Origin of the sequence: Brevundimonas sp., from assembly GCF_035998205.1 — a bacterium.
In the GTDB taxonomy this organism is placed as follows: Bacteria; Pseudomonadota; Alphaproteobacteria; order Caulobacterales; family Caulobacteraceae; genus Brevundimonas.
This window is the reverse complement of the sequence record NZ_DASYHT010000002.1, coordinates 94583-119361: the sequence shown is the minus strand read 5'-3', so window position 1 is coordinate 119361 and position 24779 is coordinate 94583. Positions and strand designations below refer to the sequence as shown.

The following is a 24779-nucleotide window of genomic DNA, read 5'->3' as shown; positions in this document are numbered from 1 at the left end:
GCGCAGCGTATGGGGGCGGAGAGCAGGTTCATCACCCCCAGTGCATCTGCACCCGGTGGGCGGCGGCCCAGTGGATGGCGCGGATGGCGTCGATGATGGCCGAGGCGGCGGCGCGGGTGCCCAGTTCGCCGCCGAGGTCGGCGGTCACCGCCCCCGCCGCCAGCACCGCGGCCACGGCCGCCTCGATCGACAGGGCCTCGTCCTCCAGCCCCAGGCCGTGGCGCAGCAGCAGCGCCGCCGACAGGATGGTGCCGACCGGATTGGCCAGGTCCTGACCGGCGATGTCCGGCGCCGAGCCGTGGATGGGCTCGAACAGACCCGGGCCGCCGGAGCCCAGCGAGGCCGAGGGCAAGAGACCGATCGACCCGCCCAGCACGCTGATCTCGTCCGACAGGATGTCGCCGAACATGTTCTCGGTCAGGATCACATCGTAGTCGCGCGGCTTGCGGATCAGGTGCATGGCCATGGAGTCGACCAGGGCGTGCTCCAGCTGCACCTGCGGGAACTCCTCGGCGTGGATGCGGGTGACCACCTCGCGCCACAGCCGGCTGGTCTCCATCACATTGGCCTTGTCGACCGAGGTGACCTTGCCGCGCCGGCCCAGCGCCGTGTTGAAGGCGGCGCGCGCCACCCGCTCGATCTCGCCGACGGTGTATTCGCACAGGTCCGTGGCGCGATCAGCGGTGCGGGTCTTCTCGCCGAAATAGATGCCGCCGGTCAGCTCGCGGAAGACGATCAGGTCGACGCCCTCGACGATCTCCTTCTTCAGCGGCGAGCGGTGGGCCAGCACCGGCGAGACCTGCAGCGGCCGCAGGTTGGCGAACAGCCCCATGGCCTTGCGGATGCCGAGCAGGCCCTCCTCGGGCCGGCGCGGCCCGCCGTCCCACTTCGGCCCGCCGACGGCGCCCAGCAGCACCCCGTCCGAGGCGAGACAGGCGGCGGCGGTCTCCGGCGGCAGCGGATCGCCGGTGGCGTCGATCGCCGCCCCGCCGATCAGGTGCTCCTCGAAGGTGAAGCGATGGCCATAGAAGTCGCCGACCGTGGTCAGCACGGCCTGCGCCGCGGCGGTCACCTCGGGGCCGACGCCGTCGCCGGGCAGCAGCACGATGTTGAAGGTTCTGGGCGCGCTCATGCGGCGGTCTCCGGTTCGCGGGCAGCCTCGTAGGCGGCGATGGCGGGGGCGTGGGATTGCAGCCAGCCCAGGGTGTCGACCCCGTCCAGCAGGCAGCGACGGGCGAAGGGCTCGACCGTGAAGGACACCGGCGGGGCGATGCCCCGGCGCAGCTCCTGGGCCTCGAGATCCAGCGTCACCGGATGGTCCGGATTGGCCGCCAGCTCCGCCCAGGTCTGCGCATCCACCTCGATCGGCAGCAGGCCGTTCTTGAGGGCGTTGGAGGTGAAGATGTCGGCGATCGAGGTCGAGATCACCGCCCGGAAGCCGTAGTCCAGCAGGGCCCAGGGCGCGTGCTCGCGCGACGAGCCGCAGGCGAAGTTGTCACCCGCCACCAGGATGCGCCGCTCGGCCGGATCGATGCGGTTCAGCGCCGCCTCCGGCCGCGGCGCGCCGTCGGCCTCGTAGCGCCAGTCGTGGAACGCATGACGCCCCAGCCCCTTGCGGCTGGTCGTCGTCAGGAAGCGCGCCGGGATGATCTGGTCGGTGTCGATATTGGCCTGGGACAGGACCAGCGACTTCGAGGTCAGGGTGCGGAAGGGCTCAGGCATCCACGGCCTCCTTCAACAGGGTGGTCGGGTCGGTCAGGACGCCGGCGACGGCGCTGGCCGCGGCCGTGGCCGGGCTGGCGAGAATGGTGCGCGCCCCCTTGCCCTGACGCCCCTCGAAGTTGCGGTTGGAGGTGGAGACGGCCAGCTGCCCCGGCTGCACGAAGTCGCCGTTCATGGCGATGCACATGGAACAGCCCGGCAGGCGCCATTCGGCCCCGGCCTCGGTGAAGACCCGGTCCAGCCCCTCGGCCTCGGCGTCGCGCCGCACGGCCTCGGAGCCCGGCACCACCAGCATGCGCACGCCCGGCTTGACCTTGCGACCGCGCAGCACCTCGGCGGCGGCGCGCAGGTCCGGCAGGCGGCCGTTGGTGCAGCTGCCGATGAAGACCACATCGACCGGCTGGTCGGTGGTCGCCTGACCGGCGGTGAAGCCCATATAGGCTAGGGCCTTCTCGTCGCTGGCGTCGCGGGGCGCCGGGACCGGCGCGCCGATCGGGGCCCCGGCGTCAGGGGTCGTGCCCCAGGTGGCCATGGGCCGGATCGCGGACCCGTCCAGCACGACCTCGCGGTCGAAGGTCGCGCCCGGGTCGCTGGCCAGCGACAGCCAGTCGGCCGCCGCCGCCTCGATATCCGCCGGGGCATGGCGCCGGCCCTTCAGCCAGGCGACGGTGACCTCGTCCGGGGCGATCATGCCGGCGCGGGCGCCCGCCTCGATCGACATGTTGCAGACGGTCATCCGCCCTTCCATGTCGAGGCTGCGGATGGCCGGTCCGGCGTATTCGATGACATGGCCGGTGCCGCCGCCGAAGCCCAGCTCGGCGATGATCGCCAGGGCCACGTCCTTGCCGGACACGCCCGGCTGCAGCGCGCCCTCGACGGTGACGCGCAGGGTCTTCGGCTTCCTCTGCAGCAGGCACTGGGTAGCCAGCACATGGCCGACTTCCGACGTGCCGATGCCGAAGGCCAGGGCCCCGAAGGCCCCGTGGGTCGCCGTGTGGCTGTCGCCGCAGACCACGGTCATCCCGGGCTGGGTGAGGCCCAGCTCCGGTCCCATGACGTGGACCACGCCGCGGTCCGGGCTGTCCCAGCCCGCCAGCCGCACGCCGTGGCGGGCGCAGTTGGCGGCCAGGGTCTCGACCTGGGCCCGGGCTTCCGGGCTGGCGTAGGGCCGCTCCCCGTCCGGGCCGGCCGGCAGGGTCGGGGTCGAATGGTCCAGGGTGGCGAAGGTCCGGTCCGGACGGCGGACCGTCAGGCCGCGCGCCTCGATCTCGGAAAAGGCCTGGGGGCTGGTGACCTCATGCACGAGGTGCAGGTCGATGTAGAGCACCCCCGGGGCGTCGGCGGTCTCCGGCACGACCACGTGCCGGTCCCAGACCTTCTCGAACAGGGTTCTAGGCCGCGACATGTTCACGCTCCCCGGCGACCTGGCGGCAGATGGCGCTCAGCTCGGCGTCGTCGATCTCGCCGATCTCGTCGGCGCGGCGCTTGAAGGCGGCGAAGGCCTCGGTCAGGGCGGCCCCGGCCAGGGTCCAGCCCAGCACCTCGGCGCGCTTCGACACGGCGTGGCGACCCGAGTGCTTGCCCAGCACGAAGAAGCTGCCGGTGAAGCCCACGTCCTGCGGCCGCATGATCTCGTAGGTGCGAGCGTCGGCCAGCATGCCGTGCTGATGGATGCCGGCCTCGTGGGCGAAGGCGTTGATGCCGACGATGGCCTTGTTGCGCACCACCGGCGTCTCGGTGATCTGGCTCAGCATCCGGCTGGTGGCGACCAGCTGGGTGGTGTCGACCCCGGTGGTCAGGCCGTAGCGGTCCTGACGGGTGCGCAGGGCCATCACCACCTCCTCGGTGGAGGCGTTGCCGGCGCGCTCGCCGATGCCGTTGATGGCCCCCTCGACCTGCCGCGCGCCGCCCTCGATGGCCGCCAGCGAATTGGCCACGGCCAGCCCCAGGTCGTCGTGGCAGTGGCAGGACAGGATGGCGTCCGGCGCATACGGCTGGACCTGTTCGGACAGGTAGCGGAACAGCCCCTGGATCTCGGTCGGGGTGGCGTAGCCCACCGTGTCGGGCACGTTCAGCGTCGTCGCCCCGGCCTCGGCCACCGCCAGCAGCAGCTCGACCAGGAACTCCGGCTCGGTGCGGATGGCGTCCTCGGGCGAGAACTCGATGTCGTCGAAGTGCGCGCGGGCGTAGGTGACCGCCTCGACCGCAGTGCGCACCACCTCGGCCTTGGTCATCTTCAGCTTGGCGCTGCGATGGATCGGGCTGGAGCCGAGAAAGATGTGCAGGCGCTTCTCGCGGGCCGGGGCCAGAGCGCGGGCGGCGGCGTCGATGTCGCCGGCGTTGGCCCGCGACAGGGAGCAGAACACCGGCCCCTCGACCTCGGAGGCCACGGCGCGGACCGCGTCCTCATCGCCCGGCGAGGCGGCGGCGAAACCGGCCTCGATGACGTCCACGCCCAGCGCCGTCAGCTGGTGCGCCATGCGCACCTTGGCCTCGCGGTTCATGGAGAAGCCGGGGGCCTGCTCGCCGTCGCGCAGGGTGGTGTCGAACACGATGATCCGGTTCGGATCATCCTTCAGCAGCTGTCGGACCCGGCTCATACCACCGCCTCCGGGCTGAAGCCGGCGGGGGCGCGACGCACGCCGTACAGGCGGTCGATCTGGCGCCCCAGGGTGTCGAGGCAGCGGCTGGCGTCACGGCCGCGCACGACCAGCTCGACCCGGCGCTCGCTCCCGGCCTCGCTGACGTTCAGCCCGTCGATGTGAAAGCCGCGGCGCTCGACGAGGCCGATCAGCCGCTGCAGCGAGCCGTCGGCCCGGTCAATGTTCAGGTTCAGGATGTCGCGCATCTCAGGCGCCCTCCATCATTTCGGCGTTGGACTTGCCCGGCGGCACCAGCGGCCAGACGTTCTCTTTCGGGTCGATGATCACGTGCGCGAGGCAGGGGCCGTCGGCGGCCAGCAGCCGGTCGATCCCGGCCGCCACCTCCTCGCGCCGACTAATTCGGAAGGCCTCGACGCCGAAGGCCTGGGCCACGGCGACGAAGTCCGGATTGTCGGACAGGTCGACCTCGGAATAGTTCCGGTCGAAGAACAGGTGCTGCCACTGGCGCACCAGACCCAGACCCGAGTTGTCGATCAGCAGAACCTTGACCCCGATGCCGTAGCGGCGGGCGGTGGCCAGCTCCTGGATGTTCATCATGAAGCCGCCGTCGCCGGCGACGACCACCACCTGGGCGTCCGGCTCGGCCAGCTTGGCCCCGATGCCGGCGGGCAGGCCGAAGCCCATGGCCCCCAGACCGCCGGAGGTCAGATGCGCCTGCGGCCGCGGCGCGGCGCAGTGCTGGGCCGCCCACATCTGGTGCTGGCCGACGTCGCAGGCGGCGATGAAGCGCGCCCCGGCCTTTTCCGACAGCTCCTTCAGCAACGCCGGCGCATAGACGCCCTCGCCCGGGGCGTCGTAGCGGGCGGCGTGGCGGCGGGACTGGCTGGCGCAGCGGATCATCCACGGCTCGATCGACAGCGGCCCCGGATCCAGCGCGGCGATGCCGGCCTTCAGGTCGCCGACCACCCCGACCGCCGCGGCGCGCAGCTTGCCGACCTCGGCCGGATCGATGTCGAAGTGGACCACCTCGGCGTGGGGCGCGAACTCCGCCAGCTTGCCGGTCGCCCGGTCGTCGAAGCGGGCCCCGAACACGATCAGCAGGTCGCAGGCCTGGATCGCCTCATTGGCGGCCCGGGTCCCGTGCATGCCCATCATGCCCAGATAGCCGGGCGCGCCGGTGGGGATGCAGCCCAGCCCGTTCAGGGTCGAGACGGTCGGGATGCCGGTGCGCTCGGCGAAGGCGCGCAGCTCGTCCACCGCGCCGGCGATCTTCACCCCGCCGCCGACATAGACCAGCGGGCGCTCGGCCTTGCGGATCGCGGCCTCGGCGCGGACGATGGCGTCGCGGTCGACCCCGGCCGCCGCGTTCGGGCGCGAGAAGGCCGAGGGGCGCTCGGCGGTCCCGACCTGGACGTCCTTGGGCAGATCGATCAGCACCGGGCCCGGACGGCCATCGGTGGCGATGAAGAAGGCTTCCTCCACCGCCGCCGGAACGTCGGCCGGGTCCCGCACCAGGATGGAGTGCTTCACGATCGGCAGGGTCAGGCCCAGGATGTCGATTTCCTGGAAGGCGTCGGTGCCCATCAGCCCCTGGGCGACGTTGCCGGTGATGCAGACCATCGGCACCGAGTCCATCATCGCATTGGCGATGCCGGTGATCAGGTTGGTCGCCCCGGGGCCGGAGGTCGCCATGCACACGCCGGGCTTGCCGCTGACGCGGGCATAGGCGTCAGCGGCGAAGGCGGCGCCCTGCTCGTGCCGCACCAGGATATGGCGCAGGCCCGAGCCGGTCAGGGCGTCATAGACCGGCATGATGGCGCCGCCGGGATAGCCGAACACCACATCGACCCCCAGCCGCTCGAGGGTCTGGACGAGCAGGCGCGCGCCCGTGCGGGCGGGGCTGGCGTCGGGGATGTAGGCGGGCGCGGCGGCGCTCATGATGTTACCCGGGCTCTCAGCGGATCAGGCGGCGGCAGGCTTGGCGGCGGGCTGCAGCCAGGCCATGCGTTCGCGCAGCGAGGCGCCGATGGCCTCGATCGGATGGTCGTGGTCGGCCTTCAGCAGGGCCTCGTAGGCGCCCTTGCCGGCCTCGTTCTCGGCGATCCAGTCGCGGGCGAAGGCGCCCGACTGGATGTCGGTCAGCACCTCCTTCATGCGCGCCCGGGTCTCGGCGTTGACCACCCGCGGCCCCGACACGACGGCCCCGTACTTGGCGGTCTCGGAGATGAACTCGTGCATCTTGGAGACGCCGCCCTCGTAGAACAGGTCCACGATCAGCTTCAGCTCGTGCAGGCACTCGAAATAGGCGACCTCGGGCTGGTAGCCGGCCTCGACCAGGGTCGAGAAGCCCTGCATCACCAGCTCCTTGGCGCCGCCGCACAGCACCGCCTGCTCGCCGAACAGGTCGGTCTCGGTCTCCTCGCGGAAGCTGGTCTCGATCAGGCCGCCGGTGGCGCCGCCGATGCCCTTGGCATAGCCCATGGCCCGGTCGCGGGCCTTGCCGGTGACGTCGCGCTCGATCGCGAACAGGGTCGGCACGCCGCGGCCGCGGGCGTACTCACGCCGCACCAGATCGCCCGGCCCCTTGGGGGCGACCAGGATTACGTCCAGGTCGGCGCGCGGCGCGATGCGGCCGTAGTGCACCGAGAAGCCGTGGGCGAACATCAGGGCCGCGCCCTTCTTGGCGTTCGGCGCAATGGTGTCGCGATAGATGTCCGCCTGGGCCATGTCCGGGGTCAGGACGGCGATGATGTCGGCGCCCTTGACCGCCTCCGCCGGCTCGGCCGTGGCCAGGCCGTCGGCCTGGGCGTGCGACCAGCCGCGGCCGCCGGCGCGCACGCCGACGATCACGTCGTGACCGGACTCCTTCAGGTTCTGGGCGTGGGCCCGGCCCTGGCTGCCGTAGCCGATGATGGCGATGCGCTGGCCGGCGATGGCCCCGGGTCGCACGTCGTCGTTGGTGTAGATCTGCATGGTCAGGCGTCCTCTCGGGCGGTCGTGGTCGCGGCGGGGCGGAAGACCTGCGCCGGCGGGGGATTGGGAATGGTCACGGCGCCCTGGGCCGCCGAGGCGACCGTGGCGGCGTACTTGGCGAAGACCCCGGTCGGCGCCGGGCGGGTCACGGGGGTGAACCCCGCCCGGCGCCCCGCCAGGTCGGCGGCCACGTCGATGCGCCGGTTGGGCACATCGATCGTGATCCTGTCGCCGTCGCGGATCAGGGCGATTGGGCCGCCGACCGCCGCCTCGGGAGAGACGTGGCCGGCGACAAAGCCGTAGCTGGCGCCAGAGAAGCGCCCGTCGGTGATCAGGGCGACGTCCTTGACGCCGCGCCCCTTCAGGGCGGCGGTCACCTGCAGCATCTCGCGCATGCCGGGGCCGCCCTTCGGGCCCTCGTAGCGGATGACGATGACGTCGCCCTCGCCCACCTCGCCGGCCTGCACCGCGTGGAAGGCGTCCTCCTCGGAATCGAACACCGCCGCCGGACCCTCAAAACGGTCGATGGCGTGGCCGGTCAGCTTCAGGATCGCCCCCTCCGGCGCGACATCGCCGTACAGGACGGCGAACGAGCCGCGCGGCGTGACCGGCTGCTCGATTCTGGTCACCACCTGCTGCCCCGGGGCCGGCTCCGCCCGCGCCGCCTCGGCGAACAGGCTCTCGCCGGAGACCGTCGGGGCGTTGGCGATCAGGCCGGCTTCGGCCAGCCGCTGGGTCACCAGCCGCGTGCCGCCGGCAGCGTACAGGTGCGAGGCCAGGAACCGGCCGCCCGGCTTCAGGTCGCAGATCACCGGCGTCGCCTCGCAGGCCTGGTGGCAGTCCTCGATGCCGAACTCGATCCCCGCCTCGGCGGCGATGGCGGTCAGGTGCAGCACGGCGTTGGTCGAGCCGCCCGAGGCCGAGACGGCGGCGGCGGCGTTCTGCAGCGAGCGGCGGGTGATGTACTTGCGGGCGTGGTCGCCGGCGAAGACGCGTTCGACCACCAGCCGGCCGCAGCGCTCGCCCTCGGCCGCCTTGGCCGGATCGACCGCAGGCACGTCGTTGGCGCCCATCGGCGACAGGCCCATGACCGACAGGGCCATGGCCATGGTGTTGGCGGTGAACTGGCCGCCGCAGGCCCCGGCGCCCGGGCAGGCGGCCTGCTCGACCGCCTTCAGCCCGGCGTCGTCCAGGGTCCCGGCGCCGTGCGCGCCGATGGCCTCGAACACCTCCTGGATCGAGATCTCCCGCTCGGCCAGCCGGCCCGGCAGGATGGTGCCGCCGTAGTAGACCAGACCGGGGATATCCATCCGCGCCAGGGCCATGGCCGCCGCCGGGATGGTCTTGTCGCAGCCGACGATGCAGATCACGCCGTCCAGCTGGTGGCCCTGGATGGCCAGCTCGATGGAGTCGGCGATGACCTCGCGCGAGATCAGCGAGGCCTTCATCCCCGGCGAGCCCATCGAGATGCCGTCGGTGACGACGATGGTGTTGAAGTCCACCGGATAGCCGCCCGCGGCGATGATCCCGGCGCGCACGTCCCGGGCCAGCCGGTCCAGGTGCATGTTGCACGGCGTCACCGTCGACCAGGTGTTCACCACCCCGATCATCGGCTTGTCGAAGTCGGCGTCCTGCATCCCGGCGGCGCGCAGATAGCTGCGGGCGGCGGCGCGCGACGGGCCCCGCGTGATGGCGTGGCTGCGCCGCTCCGGCGCGGCGCCGGCGGATTGTGCTTCAGAGGAAGAATCTTGCGCCATTGGAGAAGGTCTTGTTCGGGCCAGTCAGGAGGTCAGGGGTGGGTTCGGGTAAGAAAAAACCCGCTGCCGGGGTCCGGAGCGGGTGCGGGGTTCGGTGCTGTTTCGGACCGGTCAGGTCACGAGCATCCGCCCCACACTCGCAAGGAGGGTGAGAAGTACCGCAAGAATAATGACTTGGCCCGAGAGGAGCGGAGTCTGGACGCGCGCGATCGCGACGGCTTTCGCCGCGCGGCGGGTCACAAACGGGGTCGCGCCATAGGCCACGATCAGCTCCTTCAGAACACGCTCAGTAAACCATGCGTCGCGGCGCCGCACAAGGGCGAGAACAAGATTTTTGCGACCTGCGCCGTCACGACGCCCTTGCGGGGTGATTTCCACCCCTCAGGCCTCCGCCAGGTCATGCAGGTCCGCCAGCACGCTCTCGCAGGTGGCGTGACGGCCCGCGCCGCGACCGCGACAGGTCCAGACCCGGCCGTCGGCCCCGAACACGCGCAGGGCGTTGCGCTCGCCGTGCAGCCCGAGGAACAGCGGATCCTCCACCGGCGCGAGGCGCACCGACGCCACCAGCGCCCCGTCCTCCACCCGGCAGGCCCCGACCTGGCGCACGCCCGGCGCGACCGGCGGCGCAGCGGCCTCGAGCGCATCCAGCGGCAGGGCCCCGGGCAGCCGTCCGAACGCCTCGTGCGCCAGCAGCCGCACCTTGGCGGCCGAGTCGTGGCCTTCCAGATCGGCCGAGGGATCCTCCTCGGCGAAGCCGGCGGCGCGGGCCTCGGCGAGCGCGACCTCGAAGGCCGCCCCCTGCCCCAGCCGGTCGAGCATGAAGTTGACCGTGCCGTTGAGCACCGCCTCGAAGCCGACGATCTCGCCGGCGGCGCGCGCCTTGCGGAGGGTCTCGATCATCGGCGAGCCGCCGCCCACCGCCGCCGAGTAGGCCAGCCGGCCCCCGTGCTGCGCCGCCAGCTCGGCCAGCCCGGCCGGGTCGAGACTGATCGCCTGTTTGTTGGCGCTGGCCACCGCCAGCCCGGCCTGCAGCGCCTTGCGGATCAGGGCATGGCCCGCCGCCCCGTCCGACAGGGCCTCGAGCACCACCTGCGGCTTGCGCGCCAGCAGGGCGTCGGCGTCCGTCGTCAGCAGGGCCGGATCGACCTTGACGTCGCGCGGCCGCGACGGGTCGCGCACCAGCACCCCGACCAGCTCGAAGCGCGGGTCGGCCGAGAGGCGGGCCACCAGCCCGCCGCCGACCACGCCGCAGCCGGCCACCGCCACCCGCACCGGGCGCGGATCGGCCGGCGCGACCGGCGGCGCGAGGTGCGCGCCGATGCGCGTGCCGCCGCTGGAGCCCGGGGCGGCGACCACCACCTCCAGCCCCCTGGCCTCGGCCAGCTCCAGCGCGTCAAGCTGGATCAGCTTGCCGCCGAGACGCCGGGCCGTGGCCCAGTCGCAGGCCTCGAAGCGGTGCGCCGCCGGATCGCCGGCGTTGGGATCCCGGTCGAACAGCCCGTCGACGTCCTTGAGCAGGCGCACATGGTCGAGCCCGAGCTCCGCAGCGATCACCACCGCCGTCAGATCCGTGCCGCCGCGGCCCAGCAGCGCCAGCCGCCCGCACGGCCGCACCGCGCCGAAGCCCGGGGCGATGACCACCTCGTGCTGCTGCAGCGCCGCCTCCAGCCGGCCGCCCTCGATCCCCACCGGCCGCGCATGCTCCGCCGGCCCCACCGCCGCCAGCCCCAGCTCGCGCACCCCGAGCGGAACCACGTCCAGCCCGATGCGGTCGCAGGCCAGCGCCAGCAGCGCCGCCGCCTCCTCCTCGCCGAGCAGGACGTGGGCCGGCAGCAGGTCGTTGTCGTGCGCCAGCCCCAGCGCCCGGGCCTCGGCCAGCCGCCGGTCCGTCTCGCCCGCCAGGGCCGAGACCACCGCCACCACCCGGCGTCCGGCGCGGACGTGGCGGTAGATCTCCGAGGCCGCGCGCGGCGCATCGGCGATCGAGCGCAGCACCGAGGAGCCGAATTTCAGCACCACCACCTCGCCCGCCGCGGCGGAGCGGGGGGCGGCGGGACGGCGAGCCTGGACGGGACGATCAAGGAGGTCGAGGGCGGACATGGGGGGCTCCGGGAGAGGGGTCTGGCGAGAGAAGAGGACAAAGAAAAACCCCGCCTGGCGGGGCCGGGCGGGGTTTCGGTCTGGTCGCTGGCCGGTGTCGGCGCGCGCTAGCCTGTCCCCGCCCGTGAGGGCATGGTGGTGGTGGTGATGGTGGTGAGAATGCCGGAACCGACGCCCGGACCGCGCAGGCCGTCGCGCACCGCCGGGAGGGCGGTCATGCGGCCAATCTGGGTCAGGGCTTGCGCCACGGGACGCTCCGGTCAGGTTCGCTACAAGCATGTCGAACGACCGGTCAGGCTGTCAACCCGTCACGCAAGAAAGTTGCGTGACGGGCCGCTCAGGGGCCTCACGCACGCGTGACGCGCGGTCTTATCGGGCAAGATAGGTTGATTTTTGCGCTTGACCGGCGCCGCATCCGCGAACACCCTAGGCTCAGCTCATCAAGACCGGCTGAGGGATAGGCCCTTTGACGCCGGGGCAACCATCGGGTTCCGCCCGAACGGTGCCAACTCCTGCGGAGGCCTTCCGGGGCCTTCCGAGAGATGAGTGGAGACGTCGATCAGGCGATGTCTCCACGGGTCTGTCGCCGCACGAGCCTTGCTGGGCCGAGACGATGCGGACGACCCATGACCCTGGCCCTGGCTTCTGACCTTTCCCCGCCCGCCGACCCGCTCTGTCGGCCTCCGAGCACGAGCCTCGGCGCGCGTGACATCGCCGTGCCGATCCCGGCCGACTTCCGGCTGGAGTCGGGCGAGCCCCTGCCGCAGCGCACCCTGCTGACGCGCCTGCACGGCCCGGCCGACGCCCCTGTGGTCGCCGTCGCCGGGGGGATTTCGTCGGGCCGGTTCGTGCATCGCACCGAGACCAACGGGCTTGGCTGGTGGTCGGGCGCGGTCGGGCCACGCGCCCCGATCGACCTGAACCGCCTGCGGGTCCTGGCCTTCGACTTCGCCCCCGGCGCCGAAGGCCTGGCCCGCCCCGTGACCATCACCACCGGCGACCAGGCGCGGCTGCTGGCCCTGGCGCTGGACCATCTGCAGATCGAGCGTCTCGCCGCCTTCATCGGCTGTTCCTACGGCGGCATGATCGCCCTCGCCTTCGGCGCCCTGTTCCCGCAGCGGGTCGAGCAGCTGCTGGTCGTCTCCGCCGCCCACCGGGCCCATCCGCTGGCCATCGCCTGGCGCGGCGTGCAGCGCCGCATCCTAGAGCTGGCCGAGGCGGCCGGCCGCCCCGAGGATGGCGTGGCCCTCGCCCGCCAGCTGGCCATGACCACCTACCGCACGCCGGACGAGTTCGACGCCCGCTTCGACGGCGACGCCCCGGACCGCGCCGGCGAGGCCTATCCGGTGTGCGACTACCTGATCTCGCGCGGCCGCGCCTACCGCCGCCACACCACCCCGGCGCGCTGGATCAGCCTGTCGGACTCGATCGATCGCCACCGCATCGACCCCGAGGCCGTGACCGTGCCGGTCACCCTCGTCGGCTTCACCTCGGACCGGCTGACCCCGATCGAGGACCTGCGCGAGCTGGCCGCCCGCCTGCCCCTGTTGTTCCGCTTCGTCGAGGCCCCGTCGCTGTACGGCCACGACGCCTTCCTCAAGGAGGACGCCCTGGTCGGCGACATCCTCCGCACCGCCCTCAGGGAGATCGCCCGATGAGCCGCCCCGAAACCGACACCCCCGACCTGCGCACCATCGCCGCCCGCACCGGCGTCGACCGCGACCCGGCCCACGGCGCGGTGATGCCGCCGCTCTACCTGTCGTCCAACTACGCCTTCGCCGGGTTCGAGCAGAAGCGGCGCTACGACTACACCCGCTCGGGCAACCCCACGCGCGATGTCCTCGCGGAGACCCTCGCCGGGCTGGAGGGCGGGGCCGGCTGCGTCATCACCGCCACCGGCATGGCGGCGATCGACCTGGCCCTGACCCCGCTGGAGCCCGGCGACCTGCTGGTGGCCCCGCACGACCTGTACGGCGGCACCCACCGGCTGCTCTGCGCCCGCGCCCGCAAGGGGCACTTCCGCGTCGTCTTCGTCGACCAGAACGACGATGCCGCCCTCGCCGAGGCCCTGGCGCAGACGCCTAAGCTGGTGTTCGTCGAGACCCCGTCGAACCCGCTGCTGCGCCTCGTCGATGTCGCCCACGTCTGTCGCCTCGCCCATGAGGCCGGGGCGAAGGTGGTGGCCGACAACACCTTCCTGTCGCCGGCGCTGCAACGCCCGCTGGCGCTGGGCGCTGACGTGGTCGTGCACTCGACCACCAAGTTCATCAACGGCCACTCCGACGTGGTCGGCGGGGCGGTGATCGCCGCCGACCCGGCCGACCATGAGCAGCTGGCCTGGTGGGCCAACTGCCTCGGGATCACCGGCTCGCCGTTCGACGCCTACATGACCCTGCGCGGCGTCCGCACCCTGTTCCCCCGCCTGGCCCAGCAGCAGGCCACGGCCCAGACCCTGGCCGAGGCGCTGGCCGCCCATCCGGCGGTCAAGGCGGTGCACTATCCGGGCCTGCCGGACCACCCGGGCCACGCCCTGGCGCAGCGCCAGCAGGCGGGCTTCGGGGCCATGCTCAGCGTCGAGCTGCACGGCGGGACCGCGGCGGTGCGGGCGCTCGTCGAGGCGGTCGAGGTCTTTACGCTCGCGGAGTCGCTCGGCGGGGTGGAGAGCCTCGTCGCCCACCCGGCGACCATGACCCATGCGGCCATGACGCCGGAGGCGCGTCAGGCGGCCGGCATCACCGACGGGCTGCTGCGCCTGTCGGTCGGGCTCGAGGCGCCGCAGGACCTGCTGGCCGACCTGTCCGCCGGTCTGGCCGCCGCCGCCCAGGCCCGGCTCGCCGCCGCCGCCTGAGCCCGGCGCTTCAGGCCATCAGCGCCTCGGCGCGGGCGGCGAGGCCGAACGCCCCCTCCTCGCGCGCCAGGGCCGCGGCCTCGGTCAGGGCCACCCGCGGCAGGCGCGAGGGCCGGCCCAGCAGGCGGCCGCGCGCGGCGGCGACATGGCCCAGCGCGATCTGGTCGGCGACCCAGTCGAACGCCTTGGGCGGCTCGGCCACCCCGGCGGCGCGCGCCCCCAACCGGCGGCGCAGCGAGGCCTCGATCCGGTCCAGCGCGCCGAGGTCGCCGGCCTTCTCGGCGGTCAGGGCCTCCTGCTCCAGACGCCGTTCGCGCAGGGCGGCGGCGAGGATCGAGGCGTCGGGCGACAGCAGGCGCTCCACCGCCTTGAGGTGCGCCAGCGACGGCGGCTGCTCCAGATCACCCCGGGCCACCAGCACGGCGGCCCAGTCGAGCGGGCTGTGGTCGGCGGTGAACAGATCGGTGGCGGCCTCGACCATGGCCGCGGCCTGACGGGTGGCGTCGCGGTGTCCGGCCAGGCGCGCCAGCGCCCCGAGCCCGGCCCCGCACAGGGCCAGGCCGCGCGCCCGGGTCAGCGGCCGGCGCTCCGGCTCGGCCGCCTCGACCAGACCGCGCAGGTCGCGGCCGGCCTGATCCAGCAGACGGGCGTCGCGGTCGGCCAGCCCCGCCTCAAGCAAGGCGCCGGCGCGCTCCAGCGCCAGCTCGTCCAGCCAGGGCGCCGGCAGGCCGGCGGCGCGCCCCTCGACCTGGGCGGCGTCCGCGAGGGCGAGGGCGTCCCGCCGCGCCGTCGGCTCGGCCGCGAGCATGCCAGCGCGCAGGGCGACCCGGGCGTGCAGGACCGCGGCCTCGGCCTGCAGGAACGGGGTCGGGACGGGTTGCAGCTCCTCCAGCACCCGACGCGCGGCGTCCAGGGTCTCGGGCCCGCCGGAAAGATCAAAGCGCGCCAGCAGGTTGGCGACCGCCGCAAGTCGGCCGGCGGCCTTCTGCCCCGCCCCGTTCGCCGCCAGCAGGGAGTCGGCGATGGCGGCGTCGGCCCGGTCGAGACTCTCCTGGCGGCCGCGGCGACGGCCATGCTCGCGCCAGACGGCCGCGGCCTTGAGCCAGGCGGCATGGGCGGCGACCGCCCGCAGCGCCTCGCTGGACAGGCGGCGCGCCTCGGCCTCGACGGCGGCGACCGGCATCAGCTCCAGCCAGCCGAGATCCTCGGCGGGTCGCCGCGGGCTGAACAGCCGTCTCAGGTCTCGGCCGAACTCGAACATCTGGTCCTCGATACCGCTCCTGTCCCGCTCGGGGACGGTCGCGGCCGCCCCTGCACATTCCGGGCAAACGCCACAGACCGGCCCCGGTTCGCCGCGTTCAGCCCAGATCCGGCGCGCGCGCCACACAGGCCTCCAGTTCGCGCTGCGCCCCTGCATCGCCCGAAGACAGGCTCCGCACAGCGGCCACGCGCGCCTGCGTCAGCTCCCGATCGGCGTCCAGCTCGCTCAGGCCCTGGATCGCCCCGGACTGGGCCGCCGCCAGCGACCAGAACAGGGCCGCGTCCGACAGGGCCCGGCCCTCATCGCTCTCGCCGCCGGCCAGCTCCGCCGCCGCCTGGGTCAGGCCGGCGCAGCGCACGGTCTCGGCGCGCGACAGCCGCGCCGCCGCCGCGGGGGCCGGCGCCTGCTGCAGCAGCAGGGCGAAAAGGACAGTCGTCAGCACCACGGGCGCGCTCCTGCGAGAGGCCGCACTCCATCACGCCGCCGGGTCAGAAGAAAGGCGCCGCAAAGCGGGGTTAGCCCCGCTCCTTCGTCCTGGTGAACTTCACCTTCGGGAAGCGCTCGGCGACGTAGCCCGTCTCCCAGCTGGACTTGGCGAGGAAGACCGGGGCCTGGTCGATGTCGGCGGCCATCTGCGGGCGGTACTTGCCGGCGAAGTCCTCAAGGTCCGCCCGTTCGCCGTCGATCCAGCGAGCCTCGGCGTACGGGCTGGGCTCGAACATCACCTCCAGCCCGTACTCCTCGCCCAGCCGGTCGGCCATGACCTCGAACTGCAGCTGGCCGACAGCGCCGACGATGAAGTCGGAGCCCAGCTCCGGCCGGAACAGCTGGGTCACCCCCTCCTCGGCCAGCCCCTCCAGCGCCTTCTTCAGGTGCTTGGCCTTGAGCGGATCCTTGACCCGCACCCGCTGCAGGATTTCCGGGGCGAAGTTGGGCAGGCCGGCGAAGCGCACCAGCCCGCTCTCCGACAGGCTGTCCCCGACCCGCAGCACCCCGTGGTTGGGAATGCCGATGACGTCGCCGGCGAAGGCCTCCTCGGCCAGCTCCCGGTCCGAGGCGAAGAACATGATCGGCGCGTTCACCGACAGCGCCTTGCCGGTGTTCTGCACCTTCAGCTTCATGCCGCGCTTGAAGGCCCCGGAGGCCATGCGGAACATGGCGATGCGATCGCGGTGGTTGGGGTCCATGTTGGCCTGGACCTTGAACACGAAGCCGGTGACCTCCTCGCGGCCCGGCTCGACGGCGAGGACCTCGGGCGCCGGCGCGTTGCGGGTTTCCGGCGGCGCCTCCCTGCGCGCCGGCATGACCTTCGGGGCCGGGGCCCAGTCGCCGATCGCCTGGAGCAGCTGTTCGATGCCGAAGTGGCGCAGGGCCGAGCCCCACAGCACCGGCGTCATATGGCCCTCGAGGAAGGCCTGGCGGTCGAAAGGCTTGTAGCCGGCCTCGACCAGCTCCAGCGCATCGGTCAGGTCCGCCTGCTCGGTCCCCTCGAAGAAGGCCCCGGCCTGGTCCAGCGGCAGGGCCGCCGGATGGTCCGGATCCTCGTCCGACCCCGCCGGCTTGCGGGCGTAGGGCTGGAACCGGCCGGTGCCCAGCTCGGCCATGCCCCGGAGGCGATTGCCGCTCTCCGCCGGCCACCAGATCGGCGCCGGATCCAGCGCCAGCCGGCTGGCGATCTCGTCCAGCAGGGCCATCGGGTCCTGGGCCTCGCGGTCCAGCTTGTTGATGAAGGTGATGATCGGGATGTCCCGCAGCCGGCAGACCTCGAACAGCTTGAGCGTCTGCGGCTCGATACCCTTGGCCGCATCCAGCACCATGATGGCGCAGTCGGCGGCGGTCAGGGTGCGGTAGGTGTCCTCCGAGAAGTCCTCGTGCCCCGGCGTGTCCAGCAGGTTGAACATCTTGCCGTCGTGCTCGAAGGTCATGACCGAGGCGGTCACCGAGATGCCGCGCTCCTTCTCGATCTTCATCCAGTCCGAGCGGGCCCGGCGGGCCTCGCCGCGCGCCCGCACGGCCCCGGCGGCGCGGATCGCCCCGCCGGCCAGCAGCAGGTGCTCGGTCAGGGTCGTCTTGCCCGCATCGGGGTGGGCGATGATGGCGAAGGTTCGCCGCCGCGCGGCTTCTTCGGGGAGGGAGAGCTTGGACATGCGGCCCGCGCGATAGCGGTCCGGGCCGGGGAAGTCCAATCGCACGCGGAAACGTGACCGCCCGCCCTCTGGCCGAACGGCGCTTTTCGCGTCATCGTCCTGTCACGGTACGGGCCCGCCGCGTAGCGGTCCTGACCAGGGAAGAGACGCATCCACGGAGGGCCCCATGGCTCTGCTGCACCCCGACCGCCCGGCGCCGGCGTTCCGCCCGCACCCGGCCCTGTGCTTTTTCACCGGCATCGCCCTGATCTTCGGCCTTGGACTGCTGGTCCACCTGGCCTTCCGGGTGATCTTCTAGGCGGGCGGCGGATCGGCGGCGGGTTTGTCCACCGCCTCACCCTCGCCGTCCGTCACGGGCTCCGGCTGGAACAGGCCCGGCGGGCGCTGCGCCCGGGCGTCCTCGAGCAGGCGCTGCGCCACATCCGCGCCCCGGTCGCCGTGAGGCGCGTTGGCCAGCGGCAGCAGCAGCGTTTCCGCCTCGGCGTAGCGGTCCTTCAGCATATAGGCGAGCGCCAGATTGAAGCGGGCGCCGGTCATCTGCGGGGCCAGCACGAAGGCCGTCTCCAGCGTCAGCAGGTCATTGTCGTTCGGGTAGCCCGGCGCGCCGGCGCGGGTCTCGGCGATCAGCGTCAGGGTGCGGTAGTCGAAGTTGTCGACGGCATAGGCCCGGGCCAGGAAGGCCCGCGCCTGGCCGAACAGCTGCTCGGCCTCGTCCGGGTTGTCCCGGACCTGCTGCATCCGCCGACGCGCCATGTACTGCAGCCCCTCGACATTCTGCGGGTCGAGTTCCAGCAGCCGGGTCAGCGCGACCTCGGCGGCCTCGGGGTCCCCGAAGTGCAGCTCCGCATGGCCCAGCTGCAGCAGGGCGAAGGGATCGTCCGGATGGCGCGCGGCCGCCCGGCGGACCAGTTCAGCCGTTTGGGCGCGCTGGTCGGCCGGCACGCCGAGACGCAGCCTCAACCCCAGCAGCAGCAGATCGTTCGCGGACGGGGGCAGCCGGGTGATGGTGACCTCGATCGGCGGCGGCTCGAACTCGAAGCGCATCCCCGGCAGACGCCGCCCCATGTACTGCCGGAGACTGCGGGTGATCTCGTCGAGGGTCAGGCCCGTGCGCGCCTCCATCGCCTCGACCGGATCGAGTCCGGCCGCGAGGTCGCGCAGATAGGCGTCCAGCTGCGTCCGGCGCGCATCGTCCCCGAGGAACCAGTGGGTCAGCAGCCAGGCCTGGGCGTAGTAGCGGGCGATGTCGCCGGACCGCTCGTAGTCCGTGGGGCGGCGGGTCAGCAGGTCCCGCAGCGGCAGCCAGCCCATATTGACCAGCGTATAGGCGCGCCCCTCGTCAAAGTGGCCGATGACCACCCGGTTGGGGCGGATCTCCGCCGTCATGTAGTACTCGGCCAGCCCCTCGATCAGCCAGCCGGGGGCCGCCGTCAGCCCGCCGGCCTGATGCGACAGGTGGTGGAAGTACTCGTGCAGCAGGATGCGGTCGTCGGCGTCGCGCATGGCGATAGCGAACGTCCCCTCGCTGTTGGCGCTGTACAGGCCGGCCAGCTGCGAGCCCGGCTGCACCATCCTGAGCCCGGCCTGGTTGCCGACGAGATAGATCGGCAGCTTGTAGTAGGTGGGCTCCTCGGCCAGCGTGAATCGCTGCCGCAGCACGAAGTCATAGGTCTCCAGCTTGATGGCGTAGTCGCGCAGGGCGCGCTCGCTGCTCTCACTGTAGATGATGAAGTTGCGGGTCTCGGCCCGCCGCCAGTCGGCCAGGGCGGGACCGGCGATGGCGGCGACCAGCAGGATCAGGAGACCAGCCAGCCATCCTCCGGGGCGATGACGCGGGCTCATCCGGCGGCCTCTTCGCCCGTCGTCGCCTCGCCCCCCGTCTCCCCGGCCTCGCCGGCGGCCGGGGAAGTGAGCTCGGGGTCGACCGCCAGACCGGCCGCCTGGCGCGCCTCGGCCAGCAGGGTCCGCGCGGCGGCCCTCTGGCTGCTGGCGTGGGGCGCATTGGCCACCGGCCCGAGGATGACCATGGCCGCGCGCGCATCGCCGGTGGCGAGGTAGGCCCGCGCCAGCCGCATCCGCACCTCGGCCGACTGGGGCGCCAGCACCCCTGCTACCTCGAGGGTGGAGACGTCATTGGCGCTGGGATAGCCCGCGCCCCCGCGCCGGCTGTCGTCGAGCGCCAGATAGACCCGCTGGTCCAGGGGATCGAGCTGCATCGCCTCGGCCAGATAGGCGCGCGCCCGGCGCAGGCCGGTGGCCACGGCCTCCGGATCCTCGAGCGCCCGCGCCTGCTGCATCAGGATCTCGCCGGCCAGACGGTTGCCGTCGGCGTCCTGCGCGTCCTCGGTGAGCAGGGGCGCAAGGGTGGCGAACGCTTCGTCCAGCCGGCCGTCAAGGCGCTGGGCGCGCGCGGTGACCAGCAGCGCCATGCGGGAGTCCGGCCAGCGCGCGGCCTCGGCGAGGCTGTCGCGGATCAGCGTGGCCCGGGCCTCCGTCGCCTCCTCCCGCGCCTCGGCCACCCGCCGCGCATGCGCCGCCTCGGTCTCCCCGTCGCGCCGCGGCGGGGAGATGTCGTCCGGATCGAAGGCCGGCGCCTCGCGGTCCAGCCGCAGGTCCAGCCAGACCAGCGCGGCCTCGTCCGGCGCCATGCGCGTCACCGTGACCTCAGGCTCGGGCAGGGTGATCTGCGGCGTGAAGGTGACGATCGGCCCGGCGAGGTAGCGTCGCACGTCGTCGTGCAGCTGCGCCGCCGTGCGCCCGGTCGCCTCCTGCATGGCGGCGACGGAATCCGCGCCGCCGGCGACGGCGGCCAGATAGCGGGACAGGGCCGCGCGCCGCTCCGGATCGCTGATCATGTAGTGGGTCAGGGCCCAGGCGAAGGCGTAGTAGTCGGAGCCCCGGAACCGGCCGCTCGGACTGACCCGCCAGCGCAGTACGTCCTCAAGCGGAACCCAGCTGTTGGTCCCCTGCTGCACGAAGCTGAGCATGCGGCCGGGGTTGTGGCGCCCGATCTCCACGCGGTCGCCACGATCGCGAACCGTGCCATAGTACTCGGCCAGACCCTCGATGAACCAGGCGGGATAGGCGTCGGCCTTCAGCTGGAACAGGAAGTGGTGGCCATACTCGTGGTACAGGACGTCATCGGCCATCGTGCTGGCGACATTGGCCACGGCGTGGATCCGTGCCGCGTAAGGCGTGTACCAGCCGGCGACGCTGGAAGGCATGCCAGGCTGGGCGCGCTGCAGATCGCGCGCGCCGTTGGCGAGGAAGATCTCCAGCTTGGGCGCCTCGTACTCCGTCGGGATCGGATAGTAGGTGCGCAGCAGGGCGTCGAAGCGCGCCATGCGTCGGGCGTAGTCGCGGATCTGCCGCTCGCTGACATCGCCATAGACGATGAAGCCGTCGGTCTCGGCGCGCAGCCACTGGGCCTGGGCCGCGCTCGCCGCGCCCAGTACCGTCGCCACCGTCAGAACCGCCGCCAGGGCGGCGCGCACATGCTTCAACATGACCTGCTCCCTCAGGAAGAGAGCATTCCCGCAAAACGCGAGACTGGCAAGGGCCGTCAGGGAGTCGCCGGCGTCTCCAGGGCCGGCAGGGCCACCCCCTCTATAGCCGGACCGGTCAGCCACATCCGCGCCGCCAGACGGATCTCCTCCAGAGTGATGGACCGGTAGGTCTCTTCCCAATCAAGGGCGTCGCGAAGCCGGTGAGGCTGGCGCTCTGATCCGTTGAGCGCGTTGCGCCACCATGCGTTGGTGGCGCGGTTACTCTCGACATTGGCCAGCCGCGGCGCGAGCGCGGCGTCCAGATCGGCCTGGGTGAGGCCGCCCGCAGCAGCCGCCGCGACGACGCGGCGCACGGCCTCGCGGACGCGGTCGACATCCGCCGGCGAGGTCGCGACGGAAATGCCCAGCTGTCCCTGGTCGCCATTGTCGTCAAACGTCGCGCTCACGGCGGGCGTGTAGCTCGCCCCCAGCGCCTCCCGCACCTCGTCGCGGATCCGGTCCTGAAGGATGTCGCGGAGCACATGGATGACCCGCTCCTCTCGCCTACGCTCGGGTGAGGTGACGAACAGGGGCCAGCCGAGAAGGACCGAGGCCTGATCGGCCGGTCCGTCGTGACGCGCCATCACCTCGGGACGGTCGTCGGTGAAGCGCAACACAAACGTGTCGGACCGAGGTCCGGCGTGCGCCCCCCGGGGTGGCAGGGTCCCGAACGTCGCCGCCGCCAGCGCGATCATCTCGGACTCCGGGGCGTCCCCGACCAGCGTCACCTCCAGCGGGGCGGAGGTCAGAAAGGTGCGGTAGAGGCGCTCGAAGTCGCCCATGGACAGGGCGTCGGCCGCCGCACGCGGCGGCAGGCCGCGCGGGCTTTCAGGCGTCAGCGCCTGACGCAGGGCCTCGGACAGGACAGCGTCGGGATTGGTCCGCCAGGAACGATAGACGCCGTCGAGGGCGACCCGGCGCTGACCGGCATAATCGTCGCGGAAGCCCGGTTCGGACAGAAAGGCGGTCAGCAGCTGCAGCTGAATCCCGAGGTCCGCCGGCCGCGTCGAGGCGCTCAGTTCAAAGGCGTCCGGCCCCATGGACAGATCGACGCCGATCTGCCGGTTCGGAAACAGGTCCTCGATCTCGGTCTGGCTGTGCCGCTCCAGCCCGCCCCGGGCGACAAAAAGCGCGCCGAAACCGGCGGCGAAGTAGTCGGCGTCAGGCACGTCGCGGCGCCCACGTCCGAAACGCACATCGACCGTGATTCTGTCGCGGGTGTGCGCCACGGATTTCACATTCAGAACCACGCCGTTGTCGAGCCGCGCGCGCGTGAACGCCGGCACCTCGATGCTGACCTGCTCGACCACCCTGCCCGGCGGCCCGAGGTCTCCGTAGGCCCAGGTCGCCGCCGCGCCTGCCGCCGTCCGCGCCCCCATCTCTGCACGCATGGCCGTCCGCCAGACCCCGGCGACCTCCTCGGCGGGCGGCGGCGGCGTCAGGATCAGGGCAAGATGCGGCTCGGACCCGTTCCACGCCGCCGTGAAAGCCTCGCGGATGGCCTCCGGCGTGACGTTGGAAAGCGCCTGTTCGTAGAGGTCGCGGCGCTGCGAGGGCGCGTCAAAGGTTCCCGGGTCGAGGTCATGCAGGGCGAAGATGGACAGCATGCCGTCGGCGAGGCTCGAGGAGAACCGGTCCTCGGCCTGGGCGACGAAGCTGCTCGCGGACCGCCGATCGATCTCGATGAGGCGCTGGATTTCCGCAGGCTCCGGCCCGTCCCGCTCGAAGCGCCGCACCTCCGCCAGCGCCGCGCCCAGCGCCCGGCCCCAGTCGCCATCTGCCCCGGGCACGACATTGAGACAGACCGCGTCCGCCTCGCGGGCCCATGCGGACGCCGACAGGGATGCGCTGGCGAACGGCGCCTCGGCGCCCTGGCTGAGCAGCTGGAAACGCCGCGCGAGAATGCGGGACCAGAAGCTGCGCGTCAGATTGCGTTGCCGCCGTTCCAGTGTGTCCGGCCCTTGTCGCCTCCACCCTTGCAGCCGGCAGGCGCCGACCGAGGGGGTCAAGGTCGGATCGCTGTAGGTGAGCACTTCCAGCGGCCGGTCGAGCGCCAGCGGCGTCGCTGCCGCCCGCGCGGCGGGCGGCCCCGCCGGAGCCCAGTCGCCGAACGTCGCCCGCACCCGGGACTCCAGCGCGTCGAGAGGGAGATCCCCGGCCACGATCAGCACGGCCAGTTCCGGCCGGTACCAGGCCTGATGGAACCGGGTCAGCGCCGCCGCATCGATCGTGGCGAGCGTCTCGGCCACGCCGATCGGCGGGCGTGTCCGGCTCCGGGCATCCGGCGCAGCGAAGGCCAGGTAGGCCTCGCGCCAGGTCTTCTGCGGCCCGAGCCCGGCGGTGTACTCGGCCACCACCACGCCGCGTTCGCGCTCCACAGCCTCGGGCGTCAGCAGGAGGCCGTCGCCGATGTCCCGCAGCCAGGAAAAGGCCAGATCCAGATGCTCCAGATCGCTGTCCGGAAGGTCCAGCTTGTAGGTGGTGGCGAACTGGGAGGTCCAGGCGTTCTGGTCCCGACCAAAGGCCACACCGGCTTCGGCAAAGCGCCGCATCAGCTCGCCCTCGGGCAAACGCCGGGTCCCGTTGAAAGCCATGTGCTCGAGGAAATGGGCAAGGCCGCGCTCCTCCTCGGCCTCCTCGTAGCTGCCGACATCGAACCGGAGCCGGATCGAGACGCCGCCCACCGGTCGATCATTCGACATCAGGGCATAGCGCAGCCCATTTCCGAGCTGCCCGGTCCGCACCGCGGGATCGATCGGGATGAGCGCCGCGGGATCGGCGGCCGCTCTCGCAGGATCGGCCACGGACAGGCCCGCCACCACGGTCCAGACCCAGATCAGTATTCCGCGCATGTCGCCCCCGTCACTCCGGCACCGTCAGGCTACCGGGGGGCGCGGCCACAGCCAAGAGGCGATTTCTGCAACCCGACGTGACGGGCCGCGAGGCGTCGTCAGGCCGCCATGCGGCCCCAGACGGCGCGGTCGGCGGTGACGGCGTCGAGGCGGCCGCGGGCGGCCTTGGCCTGCAGCTGGGTCATCACCGGCTCGGGCAGATGGCAGAAGCGGGGCTCGACCAGCTCCGGCGCGCAGCCGGTCTCGGGCGCGGCGAACATGACCGCATTCAGCTCCGGCTCGCGATCGTGCAGCAGCCAGGCCAGACGGCGGGCGCGCTCCGGATCGGTCCGGTGCAGCAGGGGGTTCTCGGCGAACAGCTCGCAGCCCAGCTCGATGACATAGTCGAGGTCCAGCTTCTCGAAACGGCGCGCGTCGCCAGGCGTGACCGGGCAGGTCTCGTCCAGGTCGAACACGACGTCGTTCAGGAGAAACAGCATGCGGTCATCACCTCGGCCGGGCGTCGTTCGCCCCATGCCGTGACCCTAGCGGGACGCGCTTGCGGTTCCGTTCCCGAACGGGGTTAAGCGGAGGTGACCGGCCTCAGGTCCCGGGCGCAACGGCCTCGGTGAGGAAGTGGCGGCCCTCGCGATCCTCGATCTCCACCACCCACAGGTCCGGATCATAGCCCAGCTGACGCGCGGCGAAGGCGTCGATCTCGCCCTCGGGACCGGGCTCGAGAGGGCGGATCCACAGGCGCGTCCCGTCCGGGCCGAACGCCTCCGTATAGAGCGCGGCCTGGCGCGTGGCGGTGTCGAACACCTTGACCAGCACCCCGCCCGCGCGCGCGTCCCCGCGTCGCGCCACGGTGGCGAAGGCGCCGCCCAGCTCGGCGCGGCGGATCAGGGCGGCGACCCAGACGTCGGTCGGAAGCAGCAAAGGATTAACCGTGCGCGGAAACGGGGTCTGAAGCTCCAGCCCCTAGGGTCGGG

At 72.4% G+C, this 24779-nt stretch carries 22 protein-coding genes and 1 riboswitch; of the genes, 3 read left to right on the top strand and 19 right to left on the bottom strand.

Translation table 11 applies throughout. The features are described from left to right. Window positions 1-31: 31 nt before the first annotated feature. The 11 genes from leuB to VGN74_RS00620 all read right to left on the bottom strand — a co-directional run bounded on the left by leuB (window position 32) and on the right by VGN74_RS00620 (window position 11403). The gene (gene leuB, locus VGN74_RS00670) at window positions 32-1132 is read right to left on the bottom strand and encodes a 3-isopropylmalate dehydrogenase (protein ID WP_327445435.1); all 1101 of its coding nucleotides are present in this window, start codon (window positions 1130-1132) and stop codon (window positions 32-34) included. Next, window positions 1129-1722, bottom strand: a complete 594-nt coding sequence (leuD, locus tag VGN74_RS00665; RefSeq protein WP_327445434.1) for a 3-isopropylmalate dehydratase small subunit — start codon at window positions 1720-1722, stop codon at window positions 1129-1131. Before leuD ends, leuB begins: the two co-directional genes overlap by 4 nt. Next, window positions 1715-3127 (bottom strand): 3-isopropylmalate dehydratase large subunit, encoded by a 1413-nt coding sequence (gene leuC / locus VGN74_RS00660; protein ID WP_327445433.1) that lies wholly within the window; start codon window positions 3125-3127, stop codon window positions 1715-1717. Before leuC ends, leuD begins: the two co-directional genes overlap by 8 nt. Continuing rightward, window positions 3114-4322 carry a 2-isopropylmalate synthase gene (locus tag VGN74_RS00655; RefSeq protein ID WP_327445432.1) on the bottom strand — a complete coding sequence of 403 codons (1209 nt, stop codon included), beginning with the start codon at window positions 4320-4322 and terminating at the stop codon, window positions 3114-3116. Before VGN74_RS00655 ends, leuC begins: the two co-directional genes overlap by 14 nt. Further along, window positions 4319-4570 (bottom strand): ACT domain-containing protein, encoded by a 252-nt coding sequence (locus VGN74_RS00650; protein ID WP_327445431.1) that lies wholly within the window; start codon window positions 4568-4570, stop codon window positions 4319-4321. The genes VGN74_RS00655 and VGN74_RS00650 overlap by 4 nt, the downstream gene beginning before the upstream one ends. A gap of 1 nt (window position 4571) precedes the next feature. Continuing rightward, on the bottom strand, window positions 4572-6263 hold the full coding sequence (gene ilvG / locus VGN74_RS00645; protein WP_327445430.1) for an acetolactate synthase 2 catalytic subunit: 1692 nt from the start codon (window positions 6261-6263) through the stop codon (window positions 4572-4574). A 24-nt stretch (window positions 6264-6287) separates the two neighbouring features. Further along, window positions 6288-7298: a ketol-acid reductoisomerase gene (gene ilvC, locus VGN74_RS00640; RefSeq protein WP_327445429.1), complete on the bottom strand. Its 1011-nt coding sequence runs from the start codon at window positions 7296-7298 to the stop codon at window positions 6288-6290. A gap of 2 nt (window positions 7299-7300) precedes the next feature. After that, window positions 7301-9055: a dihydroxy-acid dehydratase gene (locus tag VGN74_RS00635; RefSeq protein WP_327445428.1), complete on the bottom strand. Its 1755-nt coding sequence runs from the start codon at window positions 9053-9055 to the stop codon at window positions 7301-7303. 111 nt (window positions 9056-9166) lie between these two features. After that, on the bottom strand, window positions 9167-9433 hold the full coding sequence (locus VGN74_RS00630) for a hypothetical protein (protein WP_327445427.1): 267 nt from the start codon (window positions 9431-9433) through the stop codon (window positions 9167-9169). A gap of 3 nt (window positions 9434-9436) precedes the next feature. Continuing rightward, complete coding sequence (locus tag VGN74_RS00625; protein WP_327445426.1) at window positions 9437-11155, bottom strand: homoserine dehydrogenase; 1719 nt, start codon at window positions 11153-11155, stop codon at window positions 9437-9439. A gap of 107 nt (window positions 11156-11262) precedes the next feature. Next, entirely contained in the window at window positions 11263-11403 is a 141-nt protein-coding gene (locus VGN74_RS00620; protein ID WP_327445425.1) for a hypothetical protein, read from the bottom strand. Window positions 11404-11589: 186 nt separating this feature from the next. Next, window positions 11590-11704, top strand: a riboswitch (SAM riboswitch). 77 nt (window positions 11705-11781) lie between these two features. On the opposite strand from VGN74_RS00620, the gene metX reads away from it, so the two are divergent. Then, entirely contained in the window at window positions 11782-12813 is a 1032-nt protein-coding gene (gene metX, locus VGN74_RS00615; RefSeq protein WP_327445424.1) for a homoserine O-succinyltransferase MetX, read from the top strand. Further along, window positions 12810-14003, top strand: a complete 1194-nt coding sequence (gene metB, locus VGN74_RS00610) for a cystathionine gamma-synthase (protein ID WP_327445423.1) — start codon at window positions 12810-12812, stop codon at window positions 14001-14003. The genes metX and metB overlap by 4 nt, the downstream gene beginning before the upstream one ends. 10 nt (window positions 14004-14013) lie before the next feature. Here the strand turns inward: metB and VGN74_RS00605 are convergent, their stop codons facing one another. From VGN74_RS00605 to VGN74_RS00595, 3 genes are all read right to left on the bottom strand, one after another. Beyond that, window positions 14014-15264, bottom strand: a complete 1251-nt coding sequence (locus VGN74_RS00605) for a hypothetical protein (RefSeq protein ID WP_327445422.1) — start codon at window positions 15262-15264, stop codon at window positions 14014-14016. A gap of 97 nt (window positions 15265-15361) precedes the next feature. Further along, on the bottom strand, window positions 15362-15709 hold the full coding sequence (locus VGN74_RS00600) for a hypothetical protein (protein WP_327445421.1): 348 nt from the start codon (window positions 15707-15709) through the stop codon (window positions 15362-15364). Between the two features lie 70 nt (window positions 15710-15779). Beyond that, on the bottom strand, window positions 15780-17411 hold the full coding sequence (locus VGN74_RS00595; RefSeq protein WP_327445420.1) for a peptide chain release factor 3: 1632 nt from the start codon (window positions 17409-17411) through the stop codon (window positions 15780-15782). 166 nt (window positions 17412-17577) lie between these two features. On the opposite strand from VGN74_RS00595, the gene VGN74_RS00590 reads away from it, so the two are divergent. After that, window positions 17578-17709, top strand: a complete 132-nt coding sequence (locus tag VGN74_RS00590) for a hypothetical protein (protein ID WP_327445419.1) — start codon at window positions 17578-17580, stop codon at window positions 17707-17709. Here VGN74_RS00590 and VGN74_RS00585 read toward each other — a convergent pair. The 5 genes from VGN74_RS00585 to VGN74_RS00565 all read right to left on the bottom strand — a co-directional run bounded on the left by VGN74_RS00585 (window position 17706) and on the right by VGN74_RS00565 (window position 24726). Then, window positions 17706-19253, bottom strand: coding sequence for a tetratricopeptide repeat protein (locus VGN74_RS00585; RefSeq protein WP_327445418.1), 1548 nt, complete (start codon window positions 19251-19253; stop codon window positions 17706-17708). The genes VGN74_RS00590 and VGN74_RS00585 overlap by 4 nt on opposite strands. Then, window positions 19250-20917, bottom strand: coding sequence for a DUF1570 domain-containing protein (locus VGN74_RS00580; protein WP_327445417.1), 1668 nt, complete (start codon window positions 20915-20917; stop codon window positions 19250-19252). The genes VGN74_RS00585 and VGN74_RS00580 overlap by 4 nt, the downstream gene beginning before the upstream one ends. Window positions 20918-20973: 56 nt before the next feature. After that, window positions 20974-23808, bottom strand: a complete 2835-nt coding sequence (locus VGN74_RS00575) for a M16 family metallopeptidase (RefSeq protein ID WP_327445416.1) — start codon at window positions 23806-23808, stop codon at window positions 20974-20976. 98 nt (window positions 23809-23906) lie between these two features. Further along, the gene (locus VGN74_RS00570; protein ID WP_327445415.1) at window positions 23907-24287 is read right to left on the bottom strand and encodes a hypothetical protein; all 381 of its coding nucleotides are present in this window, start codon (window positions 24285-24287) and stop codon (window positions 23907-23909) included. Window positions 24288-24390: 103 nt separating this feature from the next. Further along, window positions 24391-24726: a DUF1491 family protein gene (locus VGN74_RS00565; RefSeq protein ID WP_327445414.1), complete on the bottom strand. Its 336-nt coding sequence runs from the start codon at window positions 24724-24726 to the stop codon at window positions 24391-24393. Window positions 24727-24779: the final 53 nt, after the last annotated feature.